The 22,518-nt window shown below is 63.9% G+C and carries 22 protein-coding genes; 12 read left to right on the top strand and 10 right to left on the bottom strand.

Annotation, left to right across the window (positions count from 1 at the left end):
- The first annotated feature begins 109 nt into the window (after nucleotides 1-109).
- Nucleotides 110-2,188, top strand: coding sequence for an EAL domain-containing protein (locus ABD704_RS03935; protein ID WP_344698383.1), 2,079 nt, complete (start codon nucleotides 110-112; stop codon nucleotides 2,186-2,188).
- A gap of 95 nt (nucleotides 2,189-2,283) precedes the next feature.
- Nucleotides 2,284-2,616, top strand: coding sequence for a PilZ domain-containing protein (locus ABD704_RS03930; RefSeq protein ID WP_344698382.1), 333 nt, complete (start codon nucleotides 2,284-2,286; stop codon nucleotides 2,614-2,616).
- Between the two features lie 31 nt (nucleotides 2,617-2,647).
- Here the strand turns inward: ABD704_RS03930 and ABD704_RS03925 are convergent, their stop codons facing one another.
- Nucleotides 2,648-3,265 carry a GAF domain-containing protein gene (locus ABD704_RS03925; RefSeq protein ID WP_344698380.1) on the bottom strand — a complete coding sequence of 206 codons (618 nt, stop codon included), beginning with the start codon at nucleotides 3,263-3,265 and terminating at the stop codon, nucleotides 2,648-2,650.
- An 89-nt stretch (nucleotides 3,266-3,354) separates the two neighbouring features.
- A complete protein-coding gene (locus ABD704_RS03920) occupies nucleotides 3,355-4,527 on the bottom strand; it encodes a sensor histidine kinase (RefSeq protein ID WP_344698379.1) in 1,173 nt (390 codons plus the stop codon).
- Between the two features lie 226 nt (nucleotides 4,528-4,753).
- Between ABD704_RS03920 and ABD704_RS03915 the strand changes: the two genes are divergently transcribed.
- Nucleotides 4,754-5,305, top strand: a complete 552-nt coding sequence (locus tag ABD704_RS03915) for a DUF937 domain-containing protein (protein ID WP_344698378.1) — start codon at nucleotides 4,754-4,756, stop codon at nucleotides 5,303-5,305.
- 139 nt (nucleotides 5,306-5,444) lie between these two features.
- On the opposite strand, the gene parE is transcribed toward ABD704_RS03915, so the two are convergent.
- A complete protein-coding gene (gene parE / locus ABD704_RS03910; RefSeq protein ID WP_344698377.1) occupies nucleotides 5,445-7,442 on the bottom strand; it encodes a DNA topoisomerase IV subunit B in 1,998 nt (665 codons plus the stop codon).
- A 117-nt stretch (nucleotides 7,443-7,559) separates the two neighbouring features.
- Between parE and ABD704_RS03905 the strand changes: the two genes are divergently transcribed.
- Together ABD704_RS03905 and ABD704_RS03900 are read left to right on the top strand one after the other, a co-directional pair.
- Nucleotides 7,560-8,072, top strand: a complete 513-nt coding sequence (locus tag ABD704_RS03905) for a hypothetical protein (RefSeq protein ID WP_344698376.1) — start codon at nucleotides 7,560-7,562, stop codon at nucleotides 8,070-8,072.
- Nucleotides 8,073-8,219: 147 nt separating this feature from the next.
- On the top strand, nucleotides 8,220-8,729 hold the full coding sequence (locus ABD704_RS03900; protein WP_344698375.1) for an Hsp20 family protein: 510 nt from the start codon (nucleotides 8,220-8,222) through the stop codon (nucleotides 8,727-8,729).
- 73 nt (nucleotides 8,730-8,802) lie between these two features.
- On the opposite strand, the gene ABD704_RS03895 is transcribed toward ABD704_RS03900, so the two are convergent.
- The 4 genes from ABD704_RS03895 to ABD704_RS03880 form a co-directional block, all read right to left on the bottom strand.
- On the bottom strand, nucleotides 8,803-8,994 hold the full coding sequence (locus ABD704_RS03895) for a hypothetical protein (protein WP_344698374.1): 192 nt from the start codon (nucleotides 8,992-8,994) through the stop codon (nucleotides 8,803-8,805).
- Between the two features lies 1 nt (nucleotide 8,995).
- Nucleotides 8,996-9,832: a class I SAM-dependent methyltransferase gene (locus ABD704_RS03890; RefSeq protein WP_344698373.1), complete on the bottom strand. Its 837-nt coding sequence runs from the start codon at nucleotides 9,830-9,832 to the stop codon at nucleotides 8,996-8,998.
- Nucleotides 9,833-9,906: 74 nt separating this feature from the next.
- A complete protein-coding gene (locus ABD704_RS03885) occupies nucleotides 9,907-10,467 on the bottom strand; it encodes an OsmC family protein (protein WP_344698372.1) in 561 nt (186 codons plus the stop codon).
- A gap of 24 nt (nucleotides 10,468-10,491) precedes the next feature.
- The gene (locus ABD704_RS03880; protein ID WP_344698371.1) at nucleotides 10,492-11,394 is read right to left on the bottom strand and encodes a diiron oxygenase; all 903 of its coding nucleotides are present in this window, start codon (nucleotides 11,392-11,394) and stop codon (nucleotides 10,492-10,494) included.
- 319 nt (nucleotides 11,395-11,713) lie between these two features.
- Here ABD704_RS03880 and ABD704_RS03875 point away from each other — a divergent pair, with 319 nt between their 5' ends.
- The gene (locus ABD704_RS03875; protein ID WP_344698370.1) at nucleotides 11,714-14,431 is read left to right on the top strand and encodes an alpha/beta fold hydrolase; all 2,718 of its coding nucleotides are present in this window, start codon (nucleotides 11,714-11,716) and stop codon (nucleotides 14,429-14,431) included.
- Here ABD704_RS03875 and ABD704_RS03870 read toward each other — a convergent pair.
- On the bottom strand, nucleotides 14,428-15,066 hold the full coding sequence (locus ABD704_RS03870) for a GcrA family cell cycle regulator (protein WP_344698369.1): 639 nt from the start codon (nucleotides 15,064-15,066) through the stop codon (nucleotides 14,428-14,430). The genes ABD704_RS03875 and ABD704_RS03870 overlap by 4 nt on opposite strands.
- 74 nt (nucleotides 15,067-15,140) lie before the next feature.
- Between ABD704_RS03870 and ABD704_RS03865 the strand changes: the two genes are divergently transcribed.
- The 3 genes from ABD704_RS03865 to ABD704_RS03855 all read left to right on the top strand — a co-directional run bounded on the left by ABD704_RS03865 (nucleotide 15,141) and on the right by ABD704_RS03855 (nucleotide 17,995).
- Entirely contained in the window at nucleotides 15,141-15,977 is an 837-nt protein-coding gene (locus tag ABD704_RS03865) for an ABC transporter permease (protein WP_344698368.1), read from the top strand.
- A gap of 213 nt (nucleotides 15,978-16,190) precedes the next feature.
- A complete protein-coding gene (locus ABD704_RS03860; protein WP_344698367.1) occupies nucleotides 16,191-16,664 on the top strand; it encodes a hypothetical protein in 474 nt (157 codons plus the stop codon).
- A gap of 140 nt (nucleotides 16,665-16,804) precedes the next feature.
- On the top strand, nucleotides 16,805-17,995 hold the full coding sequence (locus ABD704_RS03855) for an aspartate aminotransferase family protein (protein WP_344698366.1): 1,191 nt from the start codon (nucleotides 16,805-16,807) through the stop codon (nucleotides 17,993-17,995).
- Between the two features lie 53 nt (nucleotides 17,996-18,048).
- Here ABD704_RS03855 and ABD704_RS03850 read toward each other — a convergent pair whose 3' ends face one another.
- Together ABD704_RS03850 and ABD704_RS03845 are read right to left on the bottom strand one after the other, a co-directional pair.
- Entirely contained in the window at nucleotides 18,049-18,300 is a 252-nt protein-coding gene (locus ABD704_RS03850; protein ID WP_344698365.1) for a hypothetical protein, read from the bottom strand.
- A gap of 4 nt (nucleotides 18,301-18,304) precedes the next feature.
- Nucleotides 18,305-18,820, bottom strand: coding sequence for a DUF1993 domain-containing protein (locus ABD704_RS03845; protein WP_344698364.1), 516 nt, complete (start codon nucleotides 18,818-18,820; stop codon nucleotides 18,305-18,307).
- Between the two features lie 177 nt (nucleotides 18,821-18,997).
- Here ABD704_RS03845 and ABD704_RS03840 point away from each other — a divergent pair, with 177 nt between their 5' ends.
- The 3 genes from ABD704_RS03840 (at nucleotide 18,998) to ABD704_RS03830 (ending at nucleotide 22,479) form a co-directional block, all read left to right on the top strand.
- Nucleotides 18,998-20,986 carry a TIR domain-containing protein gene (locus tag ABD704_RS03840; RefSeq protein WP_344698363.1) on the top strand — a complete coding sequence of 663 codons (1,989 nt, stop codon included), beginning with the start codon at nucleotides 18,998-19,000 and terminating at the stop codon, nucleotides 20,984-20,986.
- A gap of 128 nt (nucleotides 20,987-21,114) precedes the next feature.
- Entirely contained in the window at nucleotides 21,115-22,017 is a 903-nt protein-coding gene (gene hslO / locus ABD704_RS03835; RefSeq protein ID WP_344698362.1) for an Hsp33 family molecular chaperone HslO, read from the top strand.
- 48 nt (nucleotides 22,018-22,065) lie between these two features.
- Complete coding sequence (locus tag ABD704_RS03830; protein ID WP_344698361.1) at nucleotides 22,066-22,479, top strand: DUF3617 domain-containing protein; 414 nt, start codon at nucleotides 22,066-22,068, stop codon at nucleotides 22,477-22,479.
- The last annotated feature ends 39 nt before the right edge of the window (nucleotides 22,480-22,518 follow it).

Here is a 22,518-nt window from a genome sequence, read left to right as displayed (position 1 = left end):
GCAGTCAATTAGCACGACTTTCCCGTGGTCAAAGGCGTGGCGGTCACCGACAGCAAGCCTAACCGAATTTAAACCACATTCGCTTATCGCGCTTGGTGAGGAGCCTGGCGTGGGTAGCATTGGACGAATCTTGAGGTCGGGGGGCGGTGCCGCCCAGGAAGAGCCTCGTCCGGAATCCGGCCGCGCCGAAGCGCTGATCCAGGAGTTCGAGAGCAGCGAAAAGGGCTGGTTCTGGGAAACGACGCGCGACGGCACCCTTTCTTACATCAGTGATAGCGTCGCTCGGGGACTGGGCCGGGAGACGGCCGACCTCATCGATCGCTCTTTCGCCGATCTCGTTTCCTCCGAGTCGAACGATGGAAGTGCCACGTCGGAGCGGACTCTCGGCTTTTACCTGTCCTCGCACGTTGCTTTTCAGGACCTCATCGTTCGCGCCAAGACCAAGAATGAAATCTGGTGGTCCATCACGGGCCGGCCGGTCCATGACGACTTTGGCCGCTTCTTCGGCTTCCGCGGCTTCGCCTCCGACCTGACCAAGATGCGCCAGTCCGAGGTCGAACTCGACCGGCTGGCACGTCAGGATTCGCTGACAGGCCTTCCCAATCGCGAAGTGCTTCGCCGCGCGCTCGATGATGCTTTGGTCAGCGCGGTTCGGCGCAAGCATCGCTGCTCCGTCTTCCTCCTCGACCTCGACCGGTTCAAGGCTGTCAACGATACGCTCGGCCACCCCGCAGGTGACACCTTGCTGCGCCTAGTCTCGCTACGCCTTCGCGATGAAGTCGGCGACATGGGGCAAGTCGGACGTCTCGGCGGCGACGAGTTCGAAGTGGTCCTTCCCGCGACCTCCTCGAAGCCCGAGCTTTCGAAGCTCGCTCAAGGCATCATCGACAGCCTCACGCGCCCCTACACGATCAACGGCACGGTCGTGTCGATCGGCGCTTCGGTCGGCATCGTTACCTCCGATTACGACGACCGGACGTCCGACGACCTGATGCGCGATGCCGACCTTGCGCTTTACGCGGCAAAGGCCGCCGGCAAGGGCTGCTTCCGTTTCTTCGAGCCCGAGATGCACGAGGCGGCGCGTGAGCGGCAGCGGCTGGAATCCGATCTCCGCGTCGCGCTTGAGAAAGAACAACTGCGTGTCGTCTTCCAGCCGAGCGTGGATGCGTCGAGCGAGGCGGTGACGGGCTTCGAGGCGCTGGTCCGCTGGGACCACCCGGAACACGGCCCCATCAGCCCTGTGCAATTCATTCCGCTCGCCGAGGAAATCGGCCTCATTAACGAGATCGGCGAATGGGTCCTCCGGACAGCCTGTGAGGAAGCGGTGAAATGGCCGTCGTCGGTCAACGTCGCGGTCAACCTATCGCCAGTGCAGTTCAAGGCTCACGCGCTGCCGTCGATCGTCCGCGCCGTCCTGAGCGACACCGGGCTTTCCGCCAAGCGCCTCGAGCTCGAGATCACCGAAGGCGTGTTCCTCAACAACGACGAACATGTTCACGAGATGATCGGAAGCTTGAAGGCGATCGGGCTTAAGCTCGCGCTCGACGACTTCGGCACCGGCTATTCCTCGCTGAGCTATTTGCAGCGCGTCCCGTTCGACAAGATTAAGATCGACCGTAGCTTCGTCCAGGGTGCGTCCGATCCTGAAAGCCGGAATGCCTCGTTGATCCGAGCGATGGTCGGCCTTGCGTCGGACCTCAAGATGCAGACCACCGCCGAAGGCGTTGAGACGCAGGACGAGTTGACGCTGGTCCGCAACCTCGGTTGCTCGCTCGTCCAGGGATACATCTTCGGCAAGCCGATGCCGGCCGAGGACGCATTGGCGCTTGCATCCGAGGGCGCAATCATCCGGCCTGACGCGCACCTCACGCCGCGTGAACCCCGCATGCGCATCATCCGCGCCGCGCTGCTTCATCATGCCGGACAAGTGAAAGGCGCGCGCCTTCGCAACATCTCCAGTGGTGGCGCGCTGGTCGAATGCCGCGAGGAGATGCCCGTTGGCGCCGAAATCAAGCTCGACTTCGCTGCCGGCGGCCTGATTCCCGGCAAAGTCGTATGGGCCAAAGGCACGCAGTTCGGCGTGCAGTTTAGCGAGAAGTTCAATCTCAAGCTGCTTCAGCCGCCGAAGCCTGCCCCCAAATCGCCGGCGACAATGAAGCCAAATTACATGTCAGGGAACGAGGCCTAGTCGAGTCCCGCCTTCGTACAGTCGATTCTGCGCCGTATCCCAACCCGCCGCGGAATGAGACAATCCGGACTGACGCGAAACAGGAGTTTGCCGTCATGTCCTTTGGCAAGAAGACTGCCGACATCTGCCGCCGCTCCGACAACCGCGAGCAAGTTGCCTTGGCTGGCTCCGCCATGGCGCTGACGCGGTCGCGGTCGATCATCATTTCCGACTTGTCGAGCGAAGGTGCCGGTCTCGACGGGCGGGACTTACCGTTGCCAGGCCATGAGGTTCTCGTCGTCATTGGCACCCGCGACGCCTTCGCAAAGGTGGTCTGGCGGCGGGATGACAAGTGCGGCGTCCATTTCGAAGAGTCGCTTGCACCGGAACATATCGAGCAGATGAAGCAGGAAGCCGCGTGGACCAACGTCGCAGGTTGGTGGCGCTAGACCGAACTGAGAACCTTCCGCACTCCAGTGCCTATTCGGTTCCGTCGGCGCCCGTGTTCGTGACGAGCCTCAGCGCCGTCCTTGGTTTTTCCGCCTCCTTAACTTCCGACGGGTGGATCGCGTAACGCTCACCCCGGTACCACATGATCGCTCGCGACACGTGTTCGGTAATGTCGCGGATCGCGCGCAATTCTTCTTCCGTCGGGCTTCGCGGGCTCTGGTGATAGACGGCGAACGTCCCGAGCAGCGTGCCTTGCTCGTTGCGGATGGGTGTCGACCAGCAGGCCCGCAGGCCATGGTCCAGCGCCAAATGCCGATAGTCGGCCCACAGCGGATCGTTGGCGATGTCGGATACATAGACCGGATGGCCGTGGAAGGCGGCCGTTCCGCAGGAGCCGGCGACGGGGCCAATCGACAACCCGTCGATCGCCTCACGATAGGCCTGCGGCAGCTTCGGCCCGGCGCCGTGGTGGAGGATGGTGCCATCGAGCAGCAGGATCGACGTTAGCGTGTCGGATTCCGCGGTGGATTCTACGACGAGGAGATAGCGTTCGAGGACGGATTCGAGCGGCTCGCCCTTGGCGAATTCCGACGGCATCAGCTTCTCGCGGAAGCTGAGCAGCTGTTTCAGTTGCAGTGCAAATGCCATCGACGTCCCGCCTTTCGACTCAGCGGCTATCGCCGGAGACGATAAACCTGCGGGCGCTCGGCAGCAAACGGCCTCGCGCAGGCCCGGGTTCACGTCGAGGCCCGAGCCTTCGAGCGGCTTACGCCCAACGGGAATTCCAGCGTGCATGTGACGCCCGCGCCGCTCAGTTCGCGCTGCAACGTTCCCCTGAGCTGACCTTCGACGAGACGCCTGAGAAGTCGCGATCCGAAGTTCTCGATGGCTGCTGCCCGGACCTGAGGGCCATCGACCTCGCGCCAGGACAGCACGACATGACTTTCCTTCACCGACCATTCGACTTCCAGCCGGCCGTTCGGCTTCGACAGGGCGCCATATTTGAGCGCGTTCGTCGCCAGCTCGTTGATCGCCAGTCCGAGCGCGACCGCTTGCGCGCTTTCGAGCTCGATCGGATCGCCGCTCAGCTTTAGCCGGGCGGATTCGCTCGTCGCATATGGCTCGAGCTCGGCCGACACCAGCTGGCTGATCGTGATGAACTCCTGATGGGCCAATTGCTCGTCGAGAAGCTCGTGCGCTCTCGCCAGCGCGGCAATGCGAGCATTCAGCGCGCGGTGATGTTCGAGGGGTAGCGTCAGGCTCGCGAGCGCCTGCGCGGCGGTATAGGCATTTTTCACGCGGTGCCGAAGCTCGTCGCGCGCCAGCTCGGCGTCAGACAGAGCCTTGGACAAGGCCGCCACCAACCTTACATTTTCCATTGCCGTCGCGGTTGCCCGCGCCAATCGTTCGAGCGTCTCGACCTGCTGTGTGGTCGCCCGGTAAGGATCGCTCCAATAAGCTCCGATGGCGCCGATCGGGTCGTCGGACCGGACCGGGACCATCAGCAGGCCGCGAACGAACGTGTCGCGGTACAGCGCCTGCGGAATGCGGTCATCGGAGCGGATATCTTCGATGATGACGCTTTCGCGGTGGAGCATCGCCCAGCCGCTGATGCAGGACGCCAATGGGAATTTCTGGCCCTTCCACAGCGGGCCCATGCCGTCTTCTTCCACGTACCAGCATTGCTCGTCCTCCCGGAGGATGACGGCAACGCCGTCCGCACCGATCAGGCGCCGGGCCGTCGCCCGAAGTGTGGCAACGATGTCATTGATGACCCCGGCGCCGGCGAGCTTTTCGACGGCCTCGATCAGGATGGCGGAGCGTTCGTCGCGCACTCGATCGGCATGGGTCGGCGACCCGTCTACGGACGAGGATTCGGTGCCTGCTTTAAGTTTGTTTTCGTCAGACATTACGGACGCCCAACGTCACCTACGCCGACAAAGTTTCGTTTGGTTCCAGTCAGATGAAGTCAATTTGTCGCGCAATCGAAACGGGCCGCCGAAGGGTTCCGGCTACAATTTGATCGAGGCAATCTGGCCAAAGAGCCGTACGGGGATTGCGCTTTTAAATGATGGGCACGGAACGACAGTAGGGCGCCGAACATTGGCTCTCAGCAACTCAAGCGGAGGCACGGCCATGGACATCGGATCACTGCTCAACCAGGCGGGTGGCGTCAGCGCTATTGCACAGCAACTTGGCGTCGATGAATCCACGGTCGAGCGCGGCGCCGGCGCGCTTCTTCCGCACGTGGCGGATGGCGTCCAGACTCAGGGCCTTCCGAGCCCGGCCGAGCCGCAGGCGGCTGAAGAAGAGCAGGGCGGCGGGCTTGGGGGAATGCTAGGCGACCTGCTGTCCGGAAGCATCGGTGGCGGCGGTTTGATAGGCGCGGGCGCTGGCACCGGCGGAATCCTCGGCAGCCTGATTGGGGGCGGGGTTGGCAACCAGATCCTCGGCCATATCTTCGGGTCGAAGGACACCAGCCGGGACGTCGCTTCGCAAGCATCGCAGGAAAGCGGCGTCGACCCATCGACGCTCAAGAAGCTGCTACCGATCGTCGCCGGTGCCGTGGCCATGTATTACATAAGCCATCGCAATCAGGCCGGCGGCGCGGCGGCCGGCGGGGATACGACCGGTGCTGGCGGCGATGGGCTAGGCGGAATCCTCGGGTCGCTGTTGCGCACGCAATAGTCCGGCGCTTCGGCGGGGCCGGTTTTGGCTTCGTCCTCCAGTTCGCCGCGCAGGATGGCGAACCATTGCTCTCTGAGCGCCTCGTCTTCCTGGCGCTCGGCGGCGCGGTCGGGACGAAGAGGGTCAGGATGGCGAGCGGTTACGCGTCGATCGCTTCTTCATCGACCGCCGACGCGCTGCGCTGGATGAACTCGAACCGGTGCGCGGGATCTTTGCCCATCAGGCGCTCGACCAAGTCCTTGACCGGCTGGCGGTCTTCGTAGGCGGCCGGGAGGGTGACACGGAGCATGGACCGGGTCTTCGGGTCCATGGTGGTTTCCTTGAGCTGGTTCGGGTTCATCTCGCCGAGGCCCTTGAAGCGGCTTACCTCGACCTTCTTGCCCTTGAACTCGGTCGCTTCGAGCTCAGCGCGGTGGGCGTCGTCGCGGGCGTAGAGGGTCTTGGCGCCGGCAGTCAGGCGATAGAGCGGCGGCTGGGCGAGGAAGAGGTGGCCGCGGCGCACCAGCTCAGGCATTTCCTGGAAGAAGAAGGTCATCAGCAGCGTCGCGATGTGGGCGCCGTCGACGTCGGCGTCGGTCATGATGACTATGCGTTCGTAGCGGAGCGCGTCCTCGTTGAACTTGTCGCGGCTGCCGCAGCCGAGCGCGAGGTTGAGGTCGGCGATCTCGCTGTTGGCGCGGATCTTGTCGGCAGTGGCGCTGGCGACGTTGAGGATCTTGCCGCGGATAGGGAGGATCGCCTGCGTCTTGCGGTCGCGCGCCTGCTTGGCGGAGCCGCCGGCGCTGTCGCCTTCGACGATAAACAGCTCGGTGCCTTCGGGATCGTCGGACGCGCAGTCGGTGAGCTTGCCAGGGAGGCGGAGCTTGCGGGCCGAGGTCGCGGTCTTCCTCTGCACCTCGCGCTCGGCGCGGCGCTTGAGGCGCTCTTCCATGCGCTCGACGATCGAGCCGAGGAGGGCGCGGCCGCGGTCCATGTTGTCGGCGAGGAAATGGTCGAAATGGTCGCGGACGGCGGCCTCGACGAAACGCGCGGCTTCGAGGCTGGTGAGGCGGTCCTTGGTCTGGCTCTGGAAATGCGGGTTGCGGATGAAAACGCTGAGCATCAGCTCGATGCCGTTGAAGACGTCGTCGGCCTGGATGTCCTTGGCGCGCTTGTTGCCGACCAGCTCGCCGAACGCGCGGATGCCCTTGGTGAGCGCGGCACGCAGGCCAGCTTCGTGGGTGCCGCCGTCGGGGGTCGGGATGGTGTTGCAGTAATAGCTTTCGCTGCCGTCCGAATAGAGCGGCCAGGCTACGGCCCATTCGGCGGAACCCTGGGGCGCGCCGCTTGCGTCGAGGGGGAAGTCCTGGCGGCCGGTGAACGGCTGGTTGGTGACGGCGGGACGGTCGCCGAGCTGGTCGGCGAGGTTGTCGGCGAGGCCGCCGGGGAAGTGGAAGGCGGCCTGCTCCGGCACCTTTTCCGACGCGAGGCTGGGGTCGCAGCGCCAGCGGATTTCGACGCCCGCGAACAAATAGGCCTTGGATCGGGCGAGCTTGTAGAGCCGCTCCGGGCTGAAGCTGGCGTCGGCGCCGAATATCTCGGGGTCGGGTGTGAAGATGACGGTCGTGCCGCGGCGGTTCGGGGCAGCGCCAACCGTTTCTAGCGGCGAGGTGGCGAGGCCTTTTGAGAAGGTCTGGCGGTAGAGCGTCTTGTCGCGCGCGACCTCGATAATCGTCTCGGTCGAGAGGGCGTTGACGACGCTGACGCCGACGCCGTGGAGGCCGCCCGACGTGCTGTACGCCTTGCCTTCGAATTTACCGCCCGAGTGGAGCGTGGTCATGATGACCTCGAGCGCGGACTTGCCGGGGTATTTGGGGTGTGGGTCGACGGGGATGCCGCGGCCATTGTCGAAGACGGTAAGGCGGTTGCCCTTGTCGAGCGTGATCTCGATGCGGCTGGCATGGCCGGCGACTGCCTCGTCCATCGAATTGTCGATGACCTCGGCGGCGAGGTGATGGAAGGCGCGGTCGTCGGTCCCGCCGATGTACATGCCGGGACGGCGGCGGACGGGCTCCAAACCCTCAAGGACCTCGATCGCTGATGCGTCGTAATTGTCGGGCGCGGGCGAACCGGATGATGACGAAAAAAGGTCGGACATTCGCCACTGCTATAGGGCCCAGATTCTCGCCATGCCAAGCGGACAGGGCCGGGTAATGCGCTTTGCCCGGGGGTTGTGTTAGGGAAGCGACGCTTCGGGCTTCGCAGGGGAAAGAAGATGCGTGCTGGTTTAGCGTTTCTGGCTAGTGTGCTGACACTCGTCCCTGTCGCGCTGACGGCCCAGACGCCACCCCCAACGACGCCGCAAAATCCTGTCGGTGGCGCCGGGCCGCTGGGCGGCTTTCGAGGCGCATCGAACAATCCGGGCGCCGGATCGGGCGACTTCGGCGGACCCGCGGTCTCCGTTTCCGACAACCGGAACCTCAAGGACATGCCGAAGGGTGAGTATGGCCAGGACTTGGCCCGCCGCCTGACCGACGCCAAGAAGCTGGTCGATGCCGTCGGGCAAGGGCGCGCGCTGACCGATGGCGACGTTCGCCGCATCCGCAACCTGATGCGCGAGGACTTCATCGCCTGGCAAAAGAGATACGACCTGCTGCCGTCGGCCTATCGGGCGGAGCGCGACCGCTGGCTGGTCGACGAGAAGTCCCTGAGCCCCAACGACTGGGCGAAGCAGCGGCTCAACTGGCTGGAGGCGCAGCGCGACTGGATTCTCGCCCGAGGCGGCTGAACTCGGCGCGTTTAGACGCCCTTGAAAGTACGAGCTTCCGTTCCAAATCAGTGCTGCCGGGCGCCTGATGGGTCCGGCGACGGGGCGAGCGATGCTCCATACGCTGCATGTCCGCCCCGCCTGGTCGCTCAAATGGAGGACAAGACTATGCGTAGTGCTTTCGACTTTTCGCCTTATCGGCGTTCCACAGTCGGCTTCGACCGGCTCTTCGACATGCTCGAGAATAATTCGGTCGGGCAGGGTCAGGAGAATTATCCGCCCTTCGACCTGATCAAGAAGGGTGAAAACGATTATTGCATCCAGCTCGCGGTGGCGGGCTTCAAGCCAGACGAGATCGACATCACGGCGCAGCAGAACGTGCTGCTCGTTTCCGGCCGCAAGTCGGATGAGACCGAGGAAAAGGGCACCGAATTCGTCTATCGCGGCATCGCCAACCGTTCGTTCGAGCGGCGCTTCGCGCTGGCGGACCACATTCAGGTTCGCGCCGCGGACCTGAAGGACGGTCTGCTGTCGATCGATCTCGTGCGCGAGATTCCGGAGGCCATGAAGCCGCGGAAGATCAACATCGGTGGAAGCGCCGGCGAGCGCTCGGCCATCGGCGGCGGAGAGCAGCCGGCGTCCAAGCAGACGGTCGAGGCGGAAGCCGAGAACGCCTGAGCTAACTCGCCAACATGAAAGAAAAGGCCCCGGGAGCGCTTGCTTCCGGGGCCTTCCTTTGTCTGGCGAAAGCTTACCAGACGCGGGTTTCAGATACCTCCATCTCGCCGGCGGCCGTGACGATGACGTCGGCGATCTCCTCAGCCGCATGCACGGCGCCAAGTGTCGCGAGATATTGAGGGTCAAGCTGCTCCTTCAGCTTGCCGTCGGGACCTCGCATGAGGATCCAGACGCGGGCTTTGCCGTCGATCTTCTCGTGTTTCATGTCATCCTTCCTTGGTCGCCGCGACCTTGAGAAAGGTCGCCGGAATGTCCGTGTCAGAGCCGCCGTGATTGTGCCGGTTGAAAAGGTCGGCGAGCTCGCGCTCTAGCTGATCGACGCGGCCGGCCCTCGCTGCGGCCTCGAAGGCGTTCATCGTCGGCCCGTAATAGTCGCGGAAGATCGCGAGCAGTCCATTCGGTGGGCCCGGCTGGCGGAAGCGCCACGTGGCGCGCTCGAAGCGGATGTTGCCGGGTGAGACCCCCGCCGCTTCGAAACGCTCGCGCACCTGTGCTTCGTCGCCCCAGGTCATCGGGCTGACAAAGCCCTCGGGCGGCGGAGGGGTATAGGCCGAGCTGACCTTTAGGATCTGCGCAACGAGCGTCGGGTCGCCGGGGATCCAGTTGCCCATGACGATGCCGCCGCCCGGCTTTGCGACGCGGACCATTTCCCTGGCAACGTCGAACGGACGAGGCGCGAACATCGCGCCGAAGATGCTGACCACAAGATCGAAGCTCGCGTCGGCGAGGTTCGAGAGCCGTGAGGCATCACCCTCCTCGAAGCGGATATTGTGCAAGCCGGCAGCTCTGGCGCGCGCGTTACCGGCGGCGACCAGGTTCGAAGCGATGTCGACGCCGAGCACTTCGGCACCGAGTTCGGCCGCCGGCAGTGCTGTCGTGCCGTCACCGCAGCCGAGGTCCAGGATTCTCATCCCGGGCCGGACGCCAAGCTGTTGGACAAGCTCCTTGCCGCTTTCGCGCATCGATTGTGCAATTCGGGTGAAGTCGCCTTTTTCCCAGAGCGCCTTGTTGGGGTTCGCGACGGGCGTGCCGAGATCGGCCATGAGTGTTCTCCTGAAAGAGGTATCCCCGGACGCGCAGGCGGGGGAGGGGTTGAATGGGCGCCCGGGGAAGCTGATCAGCCGACCCGCAGCGATCCGTTCATTCGGATCGGGCGGTTCAGGTTGAAGTAGTTGGGCGAGGTCTTCATCACCGTCTGGTGAATCTCCTCGAACTGCTCGGGAGTGCCATTGCCGGCGATCGTCACCTCGTAATCGACGACCTCATATCCCGCAGGAACGCTGTCATCGAGGCCGAGGAAGCCGCGCAGGTCGAGCGTGCCCTTGGTGCGGATTTCGAGCTTGTCGAGCGTGATGCCCTTGAGAGCGGCGCCGGCGGCATAGCCGACCGACATGCAGGCGTTGACCGCCGCCATCAGAAGCTCCTGCGGATTGGGCGCGCTGTCGGCGCCGAGCAGCTCGCACGGCTCGTCGGCGACGATCTTGTGGCTGCGGGCAACGCGCTCACCGGCGATGGTGAAGCCGTCGACAATCGTTTCGCTGCGGGTCTGGCCCGTCCAGCGCGTGGTGACATCGAAGCTGACCTTGGCCTTGCTGGCGTCCTGCTCGATCGCTTCCACGACTTCGCCGAGCGCGTTGAGATCGAGGCCGTTGACGCGGCTCTTCACGGTATCAAGCATATTCATTCTCCTTGGTTTGAAGTCTCACGCAAAAAGGGGAGCCGCTTCGGCGATGCGCTGCGCAGCGCGCGGCGAGCGGGTTTCGAGCGTCGCTTTGAAGCGCTCGTGGACCATGCCGGAACCGATGTAGGTCCAGCGCCCGGCCTGGTGCTGCTGCGGCAGGATCGCGTGGCGGTCGACGGGCCGGCCGATCGCTTTCTCGAGCGCGTCGAGGTTGAAGGCGGCCTGCGTCGCGAGCCCGTCATCGAGGAAGGCGCCGATCTCGAAGAACTCGTCGATCGCCTTGTCGATCTGAGCTTCGGTCCGCCCTTCCGCCAGCGCGTCCACGATCAGCGTGTCTAGCTTGGCGTGCTGCGCCTCCTCCATCCAGTGGTGGAGCATCAGGTTCTTGAAGAGCGGATCGAGGTCGCCATCGTCCTTGATCGAGCCCAGGTAGTGTTGCTGGGTCATCCACTCGATCATCAGGATCACGAGGCCGACCGCGAGCGGGTCGTGCTTCAATATCTCCTGACCGATCGCTTCGGACGGGCCGATCACTTGGCAATCCACCGGAAAGCCGCGGACGAACGCCCGATGATAGCGCTTGAAGAGATGGATGTGCTTGGCTTCCTCGCTCGCGAAATTGAGGATCGCCCGAACCCGCCAGTCGTCACCAAGGAGGTGCGGGCGCGCGTGGTCGAGCAGGAAAGGGAGGATGAATTCCTCCACGATCCCGAAGATGCTGAGATACTGGTGCCCGCTGATCTGGTTGAGGATCCGCTGCTCGAACGGGCTCAGGCTCTCGATCTCCGCGGTGCGTGCTAGACTCTCGGGCAGGAATTGCCGCGAGAAGTCGAGTTCCTGGTCGGCGCGAAATACGTCATCGAGCTCCCACTGGGCGCGAAGCGATGACGAAAGCGTCGCCTGGTAATTGAAGTCGTGATACATTTCTTTTTCCCTTTTTCGATCAATGCTGGACGAAGAACGGGAGCAGAGCTGCGGCTAGCGCAGCAGAGCTCGACAACATCGTGAAGAAGACGATGGCAGCACTTTCCGTGCGCATCTCTTTCTCTCTCTGTTCCATGGCCATCTTTTTCCTTTTTCGAGGACGAATTCTTCCGCACCCGGAAGCGGTACTTCCAGGCTGCAGCGAAACCGTCGCCAATTGATGGATTGTCAGTTACCCGAGCCGCCGATTTGCCAACATGACTGCTTTGCCGGATAAATTGACCGAAACGCCGCATACGTATGCTGGCGGGGGGTCCGAATGGACGTTCTCGACGACATCCTCGGCTCGTTGCGCCTGTCCGGCGGCGTCGTGATCGACGGTGAATTCACCGGCGAATATTGCGTACGCGCGCAGTTCACGCCCGACCATTGCGCGCCCTTCTTCCCGACGCCCGAGAAGCTGATCAGCTATCATTACATCCGCTCGGGCCGCTGCGTGGTCGAGATCGACGGCATGGCCCCGGTCACGCTGGAGCCAGGAAGCATCGCCATCCTGCCGCGCAATGACGTGCACGTGCTGGCAAGCCGGACGGGTTTGCAGCCGGCGGAAGTGAGCGAGGTGAGCTGGATAACCGCCGATGGCGTGCACCGCGTGTCCAACGGCACCGGCGGCCCGAAGACCCAGGTTTGGTGCGGCTTCCTCGGCACGGCGAAGAGCAGCGCGCATCCATTGCTCGAGGCGCTGCCGCCCCTGCTGACGCTCGATGCATCGGACGGGGAGGCGCAGTGGCTCGACAGCTCGATGCGATTCCTGGCGGAGCAGTCGCCGTCGCCGGAAATCGTCGCCCGGCTGGCCGAGTTGTTCCTGTCTCAGGCGATCCGCGAATATATCGACCAATTGCCGGCGGGATCGAAAGGCTGGCTACGCGGCTTGAGCGATCCTGCGGTATCGAAGGCGCTGTCGATCATCCACACGCGCTATGCCGAGGAACTGGATGTCGAAGGGCTGGCGCGGGAGGCGGGCGTGTCGCGCACGGTGCTTGGCGAACGCTTTGCCGAGCTGATCGGCGAGCCGCCCATGCGATATTGCGCGCAGTGGCGGATGCGGGTGGCGGCGAACATGCTGCGCGACGGCAAGCAGAACACCGCCAACATTTCCTACGCCGTCGGCTTCAATAGCGAGGCGGCGTTCAACCGTGCGTTCAAGCGGGAGTTCGGAGAGCCGCCCGCGACCTGGCGGCGCCGGCTCGAAGCGGAGGAGCAGGCGCGAACGCGGGCGCTCGACAAGCGCGAGTTGCCGCCGCAGCAGGTGCGCTACTGCATGGCGTCGGACGGGACCCGGCTGGCATTCTCGGTCATCGGCGACGGGCCGCCGCTGGTGAAGACCGCGAATTGGCTCAATCACATCGAATATGACTGGGACAGTCCGCTGTGGCGGCACTGGATCCAGGAGTTCACCCAAGGGCGGTCGCTGGTCCGCTATGACGAGCGCGGGAACGGTCTATCCGACTGGGACACGCCCGACCTCAGCTTCGAGGCATTCGTCGACGACCTCGAGTGCGTGGCGGACGGGCTGGAACTGGAGCAATTCGACCTGCTGGCAATCAGCCAGGGCGCCGCGGTCGCGATCACCTACGCCATCCGGCATCCGGAGCGGGTGCGCCATCTCGTCATCCTGAACGGCTATGCGGCGGGCTGGGCGGTGCGCAGTAACCCGGCCGAGGTCGCGCGACGGGAGGCGATGCTGACGCTGACCGAGGTCGGATGGGGCGCGGACAACCCGGCTTACCGGCAGCTGTTCACGAACCATTATGTGCCGGAGGCCACGCCCAAGCAGATGGGCTGGTTCAACGAGATGCAGCGGCGCTCGGCCTCGCCCGAGAATGCCGCCCGGCTGCAGCGGGTGCTGTCGACGATCGATGTTCGCGAGCTCCTGCCGCAACTGCGCACGCCGACTTTGATCTTCCATTGCCACGAGGACCAGGCCGTCCCGTTCGCGCAGGGCGAGGAGCTGGCCGCGGGCATTCCCAACGCCCGCTTCGTGCCGCTGGAAAGCCGCAACCACATCCTAATCGACACCGAGCCAGCCTGGCCGATGTTCGCCGACATCAGTCGCGAATTCCTTGACCTCGACGTCGAGAAGCTGCCCCCGGCGCCGCAGCTGGCAGCGAGGGCGAAGCCGGCCGAGGTCGTTACGGAGACCAAAGGCACCGACGGCGCGCGCATTGCCTATGCAGTAACCGGCGAAGGCTTCCCGCTGGTCAAGGCGCAGAATTGGATGACGCATCTCGACCATGACTGGACGAGCCCGGTTTATGGCCAGTGGCTGCGCGAGTGCGGGCGTGATCACAAATTGGTCCGGTCGGACATGCGTGGGTTCGGCAAGTCGGAATGGGAGCCGTCGAAATTCGATTTCGAGATGATGGTCCGCGATCTCGGGGCCGTCGTCGATGCGGCCGAGGTCGAGCAATGTGACCTCCTAGGCGTGTCGCATGGGGCGGCGATCGCTATTGCTTACGCGGCGCGGCACCCGGAGCGGGTGCGCAAGCTGGTGCTAGTAAACAGTTTTGCGGCCGGCTGGCGGGTGCGGGCGGATCCGGAAGAGCTGGCGTGGCGCGAGTCATTGCTGGAGATGAACCGCCGCCAGCCTAGCTTCCGCCGCAGCCTGCTCGGTGAGATGTTCATCACGCTCTATTTTCCGTCGGCCGACCAGCGGCTAATCGATTGGCACAACGAGCTGTTCCAGACGCTCGGGCCGGTGCCGAACATGCAGCGCATGATCGAGGTCGCCGCCTGGATCGACGTCCGCGACGAGTTGGCACAGGTTAAGGCGCCGACTTTGGTGTTCCACGCCGACAAGGACGGGAATGCGCCGGTGTCAGTCGGCCGTCAGGTTGCCGAGGGCATCGCCGGCGCGCGATTTATCGAGGTCGATAGCGCCAACCATGTGCTGCTGGGCGACGAGCCCGCATGGCAGGTGTTCACACGCGAATTCCGGGCGTTCCTCGGGGCCGAGGAACTGGCCAAAGCTTCCTAACGAACGCGCGGACCGCCAAAGGGCAGCGGCGGCGGGGGCCTGCGGTCGCGGCGCGGTAGCTGAGCCTGGTAGGCGACTCCGCAATGCTCGACGCAATAGGGGAAGCCGGGATTGGCGTTCTGGCCGCAGAAGTGGAAGTCCGGCTCGCCCGGGTGACCGATCGGCCATTTGCAGACGCGGTCGTTGAGGTCGAGCAGGCCGGTCTTGTCGGCGACCTCGGGGCTCGGCTTTGCGGGGACGAGACGGCGCGGGGGCGCGGGCGGGATCGGTGGTTGCTGGTCGCCCGGGCCCTGGCGGATGAAGCCGCCCGGACCGATCGAGCGGAATTGCATCTCCGGCGCCGAGCGCGGCGGATTGGGGCGCGCAGCTCCAGGGATTGGCGCGGGCGCTTCTTCGGCAGCCTTGGGCGCCTCAGGCTTGGGCGCGGGCTTCGGCGCCGCAGCCACGGGCTTCTTCGCCTCCTTTTCCTCGCCGGGCTTCACCGGGGACGGGCGCTGTTCCAGCCCGAGACGGTGCGCTTTGCCGATGACCGCATTGCGGCTCACGCCGCCGAGTTCGTCGGCGATCTGGCTGGCGGTGGCACCTTTGGCCCACATATTCTTCAGGCGCTCGATGCGCTCGTCGGTCCAGGACATTAAACTCAGCTCCGCTCATATTCCGCTGGGTGCCGCCTTGCTCCGCCTCGCGGCAGCCGATAGGCGCATCACCCGTGAACCAGCCCCCCAATACCCAAGCCGCATGGACGCAGCCCACACCGGGCGATCCGGTGCTCAAGGGCGTCAATTGGGGAGGCCTTAAGACCCTCTATATCAAGGAGGTGCGCCGGTTCTTCAAGGTCCAGATGCAGACCGTGTGGGCGCCGGCCATCACGACGCTGCTTTATCTCGCCATCTTTACCGTCGCGCTGGGCCGGGGTGGGCGGACGGTGATGGGCGTTTCCTACGCCGATTTCATCGCACCGGGTCTGATCGTCATGGCCATGATGCAGAACGCCTTTGCCAATTCGAGCTTCTCGCTGCTCGTCGGCAAGATCCAGGGTAACATCGTCGATTATCTGATGCCGCCGCTGTCAACGGGCGAGTTGATTGCCGGGCTGATCGGCGCTGCCGTAACGCGCGCCTTCCTGGTCGGGTTTGCGGTGTGGCTGGTCATGCTTTTGTGGCCGGGCGTGTCAGTGGCGGTGCATCATCCCGAGCGCGTGCTGTGGTTCGGGCTGATGGGCGCGCTGATGCTGTCGTTTCTCGGGCTGCTGACGTCGATTTGGGCAGAGAAGTTCGACCATGCTGCGGCGGTGACGAACTTCGTGGTGACGCCGCTGTCGTTGCTGTCGGGGACATTTTATTCCGTCCACCAGCTGTCACCAACCTTTCAGGCGGTGAGCCACGCCAATCCGTTCTTTTATGTGATCTCAGGGTTCAGGGCGGGATTCCTGGGCCTCAGCGACTCTCCGCTATGGGTTGGCGGGATTGCCTTGCTGGTGCTGAACCTGGCGCTGTGGGCGGTGTGCTACGCGGTCCTGAAGAGCGGCTGGAAGATCAAGAATTGATCTGAGCGCGGGGCCTGTCCCGCGGCCTCGCGGCAACACTTATCAAATTTTCCAATAACATGGATTGCAACCGACGTTCGACGCGGTGGCGAGCGATTTCGTGCTGTGAGCCATTAAGGTTGGTGAACGGCCCATAACGTTCGCGTTCAGGCCTCCATCAACCGGACAAGTCCAAAACCTACGCATTGAAGTGCTCATTGAAGGAGAGCCGTAATGCGTAAATTGATTCTAGGACTTGCCGCCGCTGGTTCGGCTCTCGCCGTCGCGACGCCCGCCGCCGCGCAATACTACCAGCAGCCCTATGGCTATAATGGCTATGGCAACGGTTACGGGTACAACAACGGCTATGGCCAGGCGCGCGGCCTGCAGAGCCGCGTGTTCAACGTGCTTCGGTCGCTGAACGGTGTCCGTCCCGGTGCGCGTGAGCGGATCCGCGATCAGGCGATCAATATCGACCGCCAGCTGCGTTACGCGTCGCGCAACGGCCTGAACCCGTACGAGGCGCGGAACTTCGATTATCGGATCGGCCAGCTGGAACGTCAGCTGCAGCGCGCCGCCTATAACCGCGGCTACGGCTACGGGAATGGCTACAACGGCTACGGCTATGATCGCGACCGCGACGGCCGCGACGACCGCTGGGAAGATGATCGCGGCTACCGCCACGACCGCGACCGCGACGACGACTAAGCTTCACGCATAGGCAAAAGGGAGGCGCCTTCGGCCCGGACCGGGGGCGCCTTTCTCTTGTGCGCGCGGCTTTGAACTTTGTTACGCCGCTGGCTATAGGCGCGGCATCTCGAAACCGCTGCTTCAGGAGCCTTCATTCCATGGCCATCACGCCGCTCATGCCCGTTTATCCGCGCTCGCCGGTGCGCCCGGTCCGCGGCGAGGGGGTCTATCTCTACGGAGAGCAGGGCGAGCGATACCTGGATTTCGCGGCCGGCATTGCGGTGAACCTGCTCGGCCACGGGCACCCGCACCTGACCAAGTCAATCCAGGAACAGGCGGCGACGCTGATGCACGTGTCGAACCTGTACGGTTCCCCGCAGGGCGAGGCCTTCGCGCAGCGGCTTGTCGACACGACCTTCGCCGACACGGTATTCTTCACCAATTCAGGTGCGGAAGCGGTCGAATGCTCGATCAAGACGGCGCGGCGCTACCATTACGCCAAGGGCAATCCGCACAAGCATGACCTGATCACCTTCTCGAACGCCTTCCACGGGCGGACGATGGCGACGATCAGCGCGACAGACCAGGCGAAGCTGCGCGACGGCTTTGCGCCGCTGCTCGAAGGGTTCAAGGTCGTTGAATTCAACGATCTCGACGCGGCGCTTGCGGCGATCGACGAGAATACGGCGGGCTTCCTCGTCGAGCCGATCCAGGGCGAGGGTGGCATCCGCCCGGCCACGCACGAGTTTCTCGCCGGCCTGCGCGCCGCGTGCGAAGAAAACGACCTTATGCTAGTGTTCGACGAAGTGCAGTGCGGCGTCGCGCGGACCGGCACGCTCTATGCCTATGAGCAGTACGGAATCGAGCCGGACATCATGGCTTCCGCCAAGGGAATCGGCGGCGGCTTTCCGATGGGCGCTTGCCTGGCGACGGAGAAAGCGGCTGGCGGCATGGTCGTCGGCACCCACGGATCGACCTATGGCGGCAACCCGCTGGCGATGGCGGCGGGACAGGCGGTGTTCGACGTGATTGCGAACGACGAGTTCCTGAATGGCGTCCGGCAGAAGGGCGAGCGGCTCCGCTCGGCGCTCGAGCAGATGATCCCAAACCACGACCATCTGTTTGAAAGCGTTCGCGGAGTCGGCCTGATGCTTGGCGTCAAGATGAAGACCGACAGTCGCGCCTTTGTGACCTATTTGCGCACGAAGGGCCTGTTGACGGTCGCGGCGGGAGACAATGTGATGCGCGTCCTGCCGCCCCTGACGATCGAGGAAGAACATATCCGCGAATTCGTGGACACGCTGTCGGCGGCGGCCGCGGAATATGAGGTCCCCGCGGCAGCGGCGTAGTCGTTACGCCCGGCAAAGCGGTGTGGAGCTAAGCCCCACGGGGCGGGCCGACATCATCGATCTTGCATCAGGTCCATGAAATTGCGCGCTGCTTCGCGCTCTTGCGGGTCCTTGAAGACGGCATTGAGCTCGGGAGACGCACCCAGGGTGTGGAGCAGCGCCCATAAAGCGAAGCGTTCGCCCCGGTCCTTCGTGAGGCCGAGATCAACGAGCATGCGCTCGATGCCGGAATCGAGCGCCGCGGGCGCAACCGCCCCTAGGTCGCTCGTTCCGAAATAGCGGCGGATCTGGTCGTCGAAGTTCACCGGCTCAAGCCGTCAGGGTGGGCGGGCCGAGGTGCTGGAGGAAGTCGGGCTTGCCCAGCGATACGCCGGCGTTGCGCAGGATCGCGTAGGCGGTCGTTGCGTGGAAGAAAAAATTGGGCAGGGCAAAGCCGGTCAGATAGGCCGCGCCGTTCCACCGATAGCCCTGGCCGTTGGGGAATTTGAGCTCGACGCCGCGTTGCTCGCTGCCCCTAAGCGATGCAGCGTCGAAGCCGTTGAGATAGGCGATCGTCTTGTCGCAACGCTCCCGTAGTTCGGCGAAGCTCTGTTCCGTGTCGGGCATCGAGGGCGCCTCGGTACCGGTCAGCCGGGCCAGCGCGTTCTTTGCCGAGTCCGACGCCATCTGATACTGCGCCGGCAAGGGCCGCATATCGGGCGCGAGGCGTGCTTCAATAAGCGCGACTTCGTTCTTCTCCGCGGCGGCCTTGTCAAGCCACGAACGCATATCGGTCAGCGTGTTCACGAACACCGGAACCGAGGCAGTCCACATATTGAAGTCCATCGCTATCACCCTTGGTTCGCGAATGTCCGGGTTATCCGGCCGTCTAAGCGTCCGGCTGCGCGGCCATCTACGTCCGGGCGGCTAACGTCCGCAATGGGTGAAGGCGGACGCTCGCTCCGTTGTCTACTATCCGCTTCTCATGGCCACCAAAGCGCCATAGGTTTCGGCTTCACCGCTGTGGGGCGCGCCGTGAACGAGCAATGGTCGGCTGTCAGTGAGGAAGATCCGGCTTCTGCCCCGGTATTCATCAGCTATGCCACTGCCGACCGGACCGAGGCGCTCAAGGTCTGCAAGGCCATCGAACGCCGAGGCACGAAGTGCTGGATATCCATGCGGGACGTGCCGCCAGGTGCGAATTATCAGGAAGCGATCGTCCAGGCGCTGCGCACCGCGCGCGCCGTGGTCCTGATCTTCTCGGAAGCAGCCAACGCCAGCGACGAGATCAAGAAGGAACTATCGCTCGCCAGCCGTTACCGCGTGCCGGTTATCGCTCTCCGCCTGAAGGACATCGATCCGAGCGACGCATTCGCTTACGAATTGTCGACGCGGCAGTGGATCGATGCCTTCGATGGGTGGGACAAGTCGATCGATTTGCTGGTCAGTCGCATCGCGCAGACCTCACGAGCAGATAAGGCCACGGCCCGGTTCGCCGGACCTTCTGCGCGCGGCGTCGGCTTCCTCTCACACCGTTCGACGGTTCTTGCCGCCACTATCGTCGTGCTCGCGCTATTGATCGCTGCCGGGGCGTCGTGGTGGCTAAGGCCGTCTCCCGCGGCGGCGCACAGCATGACCATCCGGCTAGCCGGGTTCAAACCCCTGTCCGCTGACTTGCCCGCAACAATTCGCGATTCGGTGGATGCCGAAATTGCAGCGGCCTTCAATGCAGACGGTGTTGTCGGAGTCTCGACTGCATCGGCTCCGACGCCGGGCGCTGGTCCCGCCTACGCGCTGGGCGGAACGATCGAGCGAGACGGCGACACCATCCGCGTCATCACCCGGCTGACGAACGAGCGTTCCGGCGCGAATTTGTGGACCGACAATTTCAATTATGACGGGAAGGAAGCTTCACGCGTTCCGCGCCACATAGCGGTCGATGCTGGAAACGTCGTCCGCTGCGGACTGTTCGGAGCGTCCACCTACGGCAAGACGCTCCCTGACGCGGTGCTCAGGGATTACCTGCAATTTTGCCAGGGACACTGGAATCCCAATCTGAGCGAAGGACGCAAGGCCCTCATTCCTGCGCGGCGCGTCGTCGCTGCGGTCCCCGATTTCTCGTGGGGCTGGGCAGGCGTCGCCGGTGCCTATTGGAAAGTGGCGATGAATGCGGACAATAGCCGGCTCGCCGAGGAAGCACGCGCGAGCGGGCGCCAAGCCGCCGACCGCGCCGTGGCCATCGACAGCAAGAACAGCGAGGCTCTCTATATCAAGTCCATGCTGGTCGATCGGAACGATTGGACCAGCCGGGAAGACCTGTTGAGGCGCGCAGTTGCGGCCAGACGGCTCGATTGCGGGTGTGAGCATCATCAATATGGCTGGATGCTGGCGAACGTCGGTCGGATTACCGAGGCGGTCGATCAACTTCGCCAGGGCGACGATATGCTAGCCCTCTATGTCTACACGCCGCTTACCCTGGCTGACGCACTGGTCGCTGCCGGGAAGACCGAGGAAGCGAAATTGTTTTTCGATGCGGCGATCGACCTTGCCCCGGATTCGGGCTTTGCGCAAAGCTTGGCAGCCTACAAAGCGACCCAGATCGGCGACGTCGATCTCCTGGTCGACCCCAAACTGCCGCTGTCCCCGGAACTGCGCGATGCGCTGGTAAAAGGATATCGGGCCGCGCCAGCGCAAAATGCCGGAGCGAAGGCGCAAGCCGTCCAGACGCTTCTCGCACTTCCGGAAGACCAGCAGAATGATGCCGTCGCGTTGCTGCTCGGGCGTCTCGGAGCGGATCACGAAGCGTTTCGGGTTGCGGCAAGGTTGGCCGCGAAGGAGGAATATCCAGGGCCGTCACTCTTCTGGTATCGAAGCATGCGCGGAACGCTCTCCGATCCGGGGTTCCCCGCGGTTGCCAAGCAATTAGGCCTGATGAGCTATTGGGCCGCCTCTCACACCAAGCCCGACGTTTGCCGCGAAACGCGACCGCCGCCTTTTTGCGGGATGATCTGACGCCGAGTCGGTTAAAGCTGGTATCTGCGGGGTGGCGGAAGCGGACTCTGCAAGTCGTCTGAAGACGGTTCCCAACCAGCCGTACTGCCTCGGTTGTCGCTCAGGCCTGGCGATCCTATCTTTCTTGCATGTCCGAAATCGAACTTACGACCGACGCCGTGCTCGGCGTCGCCATTCCGTCGCGTAACGCGCGGGGGCGGATTGCCCGGCTTGGGCCCGTCATCGACGCGGTGCTGGGTAGTCACAGCTACCCTCCGCTGATCGAGCGCGTGCTGGCCGAGGCGCTGACGCTGACGGCATTGCTCGGCTCGCTGCTCAAGGAGCCGGACGGGCAAATGACGCTGCAGGCACAGACGCAGGGCGGGATCATCGACCTGATGGTCTGCGATTATCTGCGCGGCGAGCTGCGCGGCTATGTCCGCTACGACAAGGAGAAGCTGGCTGACGGGTCCGTGAGCCCGGGCCTCGCCGAGCTGTTCGGCGACGGCTATCTCGCGATCACCTTCGACCAGCCGGTTTCGAAGGAGCGCTATCAGGGCATCGTGCCGCTGGAGGGCAAGACGCTGGCCGACGCGGCGCAAAGCTATTTCGCACAGTCGGAGCAGATTCCGAGTCTCGTCCGGCTCGTGACCCAGAAGCGCGACGGGCGCTGGATCGCGGGCGGCCTGCTGCTCCAGCATTTGCCGGAAGGCGAGGACGGGCGCGAGCGGCTGCACACGCGGCTCGACCATCCCGACTGGCCCCACGTGGCGATCATGGGCGGGTCGGTAAAGAGTGAGGAGCTGACCGATCCCGCGCTTCCGCTGGACCATCTGCTGTGGCGGCTGTTCCACGAGGAGGAGGAAGTGCGCACGCTGGCGGCACTGCCGCTCAGCAAAGGGTGCCGTTGCGACCCGGCCTATGTGCAATCGGTGATCGCGCGCTTCCCGGCCGAAGAGCGCAAGGACATGGTCGGCGACGACGGCTTCATCCGGGTGGACTGCGCTTTTTGCTCGTCGAGCTTCGCGCTTGACCCGAAAGACATCGCCTGATCAATTTTCACTTCATGCGGCTAAATTGTGCATGATAGGAAACGTCCGATGGCGATCGCTAAGCTTCTAGGCGTGGCCGGGGCCGCAATTGCAGGGACGCTGGCGCTGACCGCGGCGCAGCGGCCGTCGGCGTTATTCCAGGCTGCGCCTGGACTTTGGGAAGTCAGCGGGGTCCCCGGAGCCAGGGGGCCGCTGAAACAATGTCTGACCGACATCGCGCCGCTCGCGCGGTTCGAGCACCGCAACCGAAGCTGTTCGGCCAGGGTGATCAGCGACAACGCTTCATCGACGGTCGTCGAATATAGCTGCGGCGCGGCCGGCTTCGGGCGGAGCCGGATCGAGTCGATTACGCCGCGTTCGCTCCGGATCGAGACGCAGGGCATCGCCCAAAGTCTTCCGTTCAACTACGTGATTCAGGCGCGGCGCGTGGGCGATTGTTCCGCGACAGCCTCGCGCCATTAAGGCCTCGTTTAACCACGAGGGGTTATTGAGGACGAGTGC

Origin of the sequence: Sphingomonas limnosediminicola, assembly GCF_039537965.1 — a bacterium.
Classification (GTDB): Bacteria; Pseudomonadota; Alphaproteobacteria; order Sphingomonadales; family Sphingomonadaceae; genus Sphingomicrobium; species Sphingomicrobium limnosediminicola.
The sequence above is the reverse complement of the archived record's forward strand: the minus strand, read 5'-3'. Positions and strand labels throughout refer to the sequence as shown.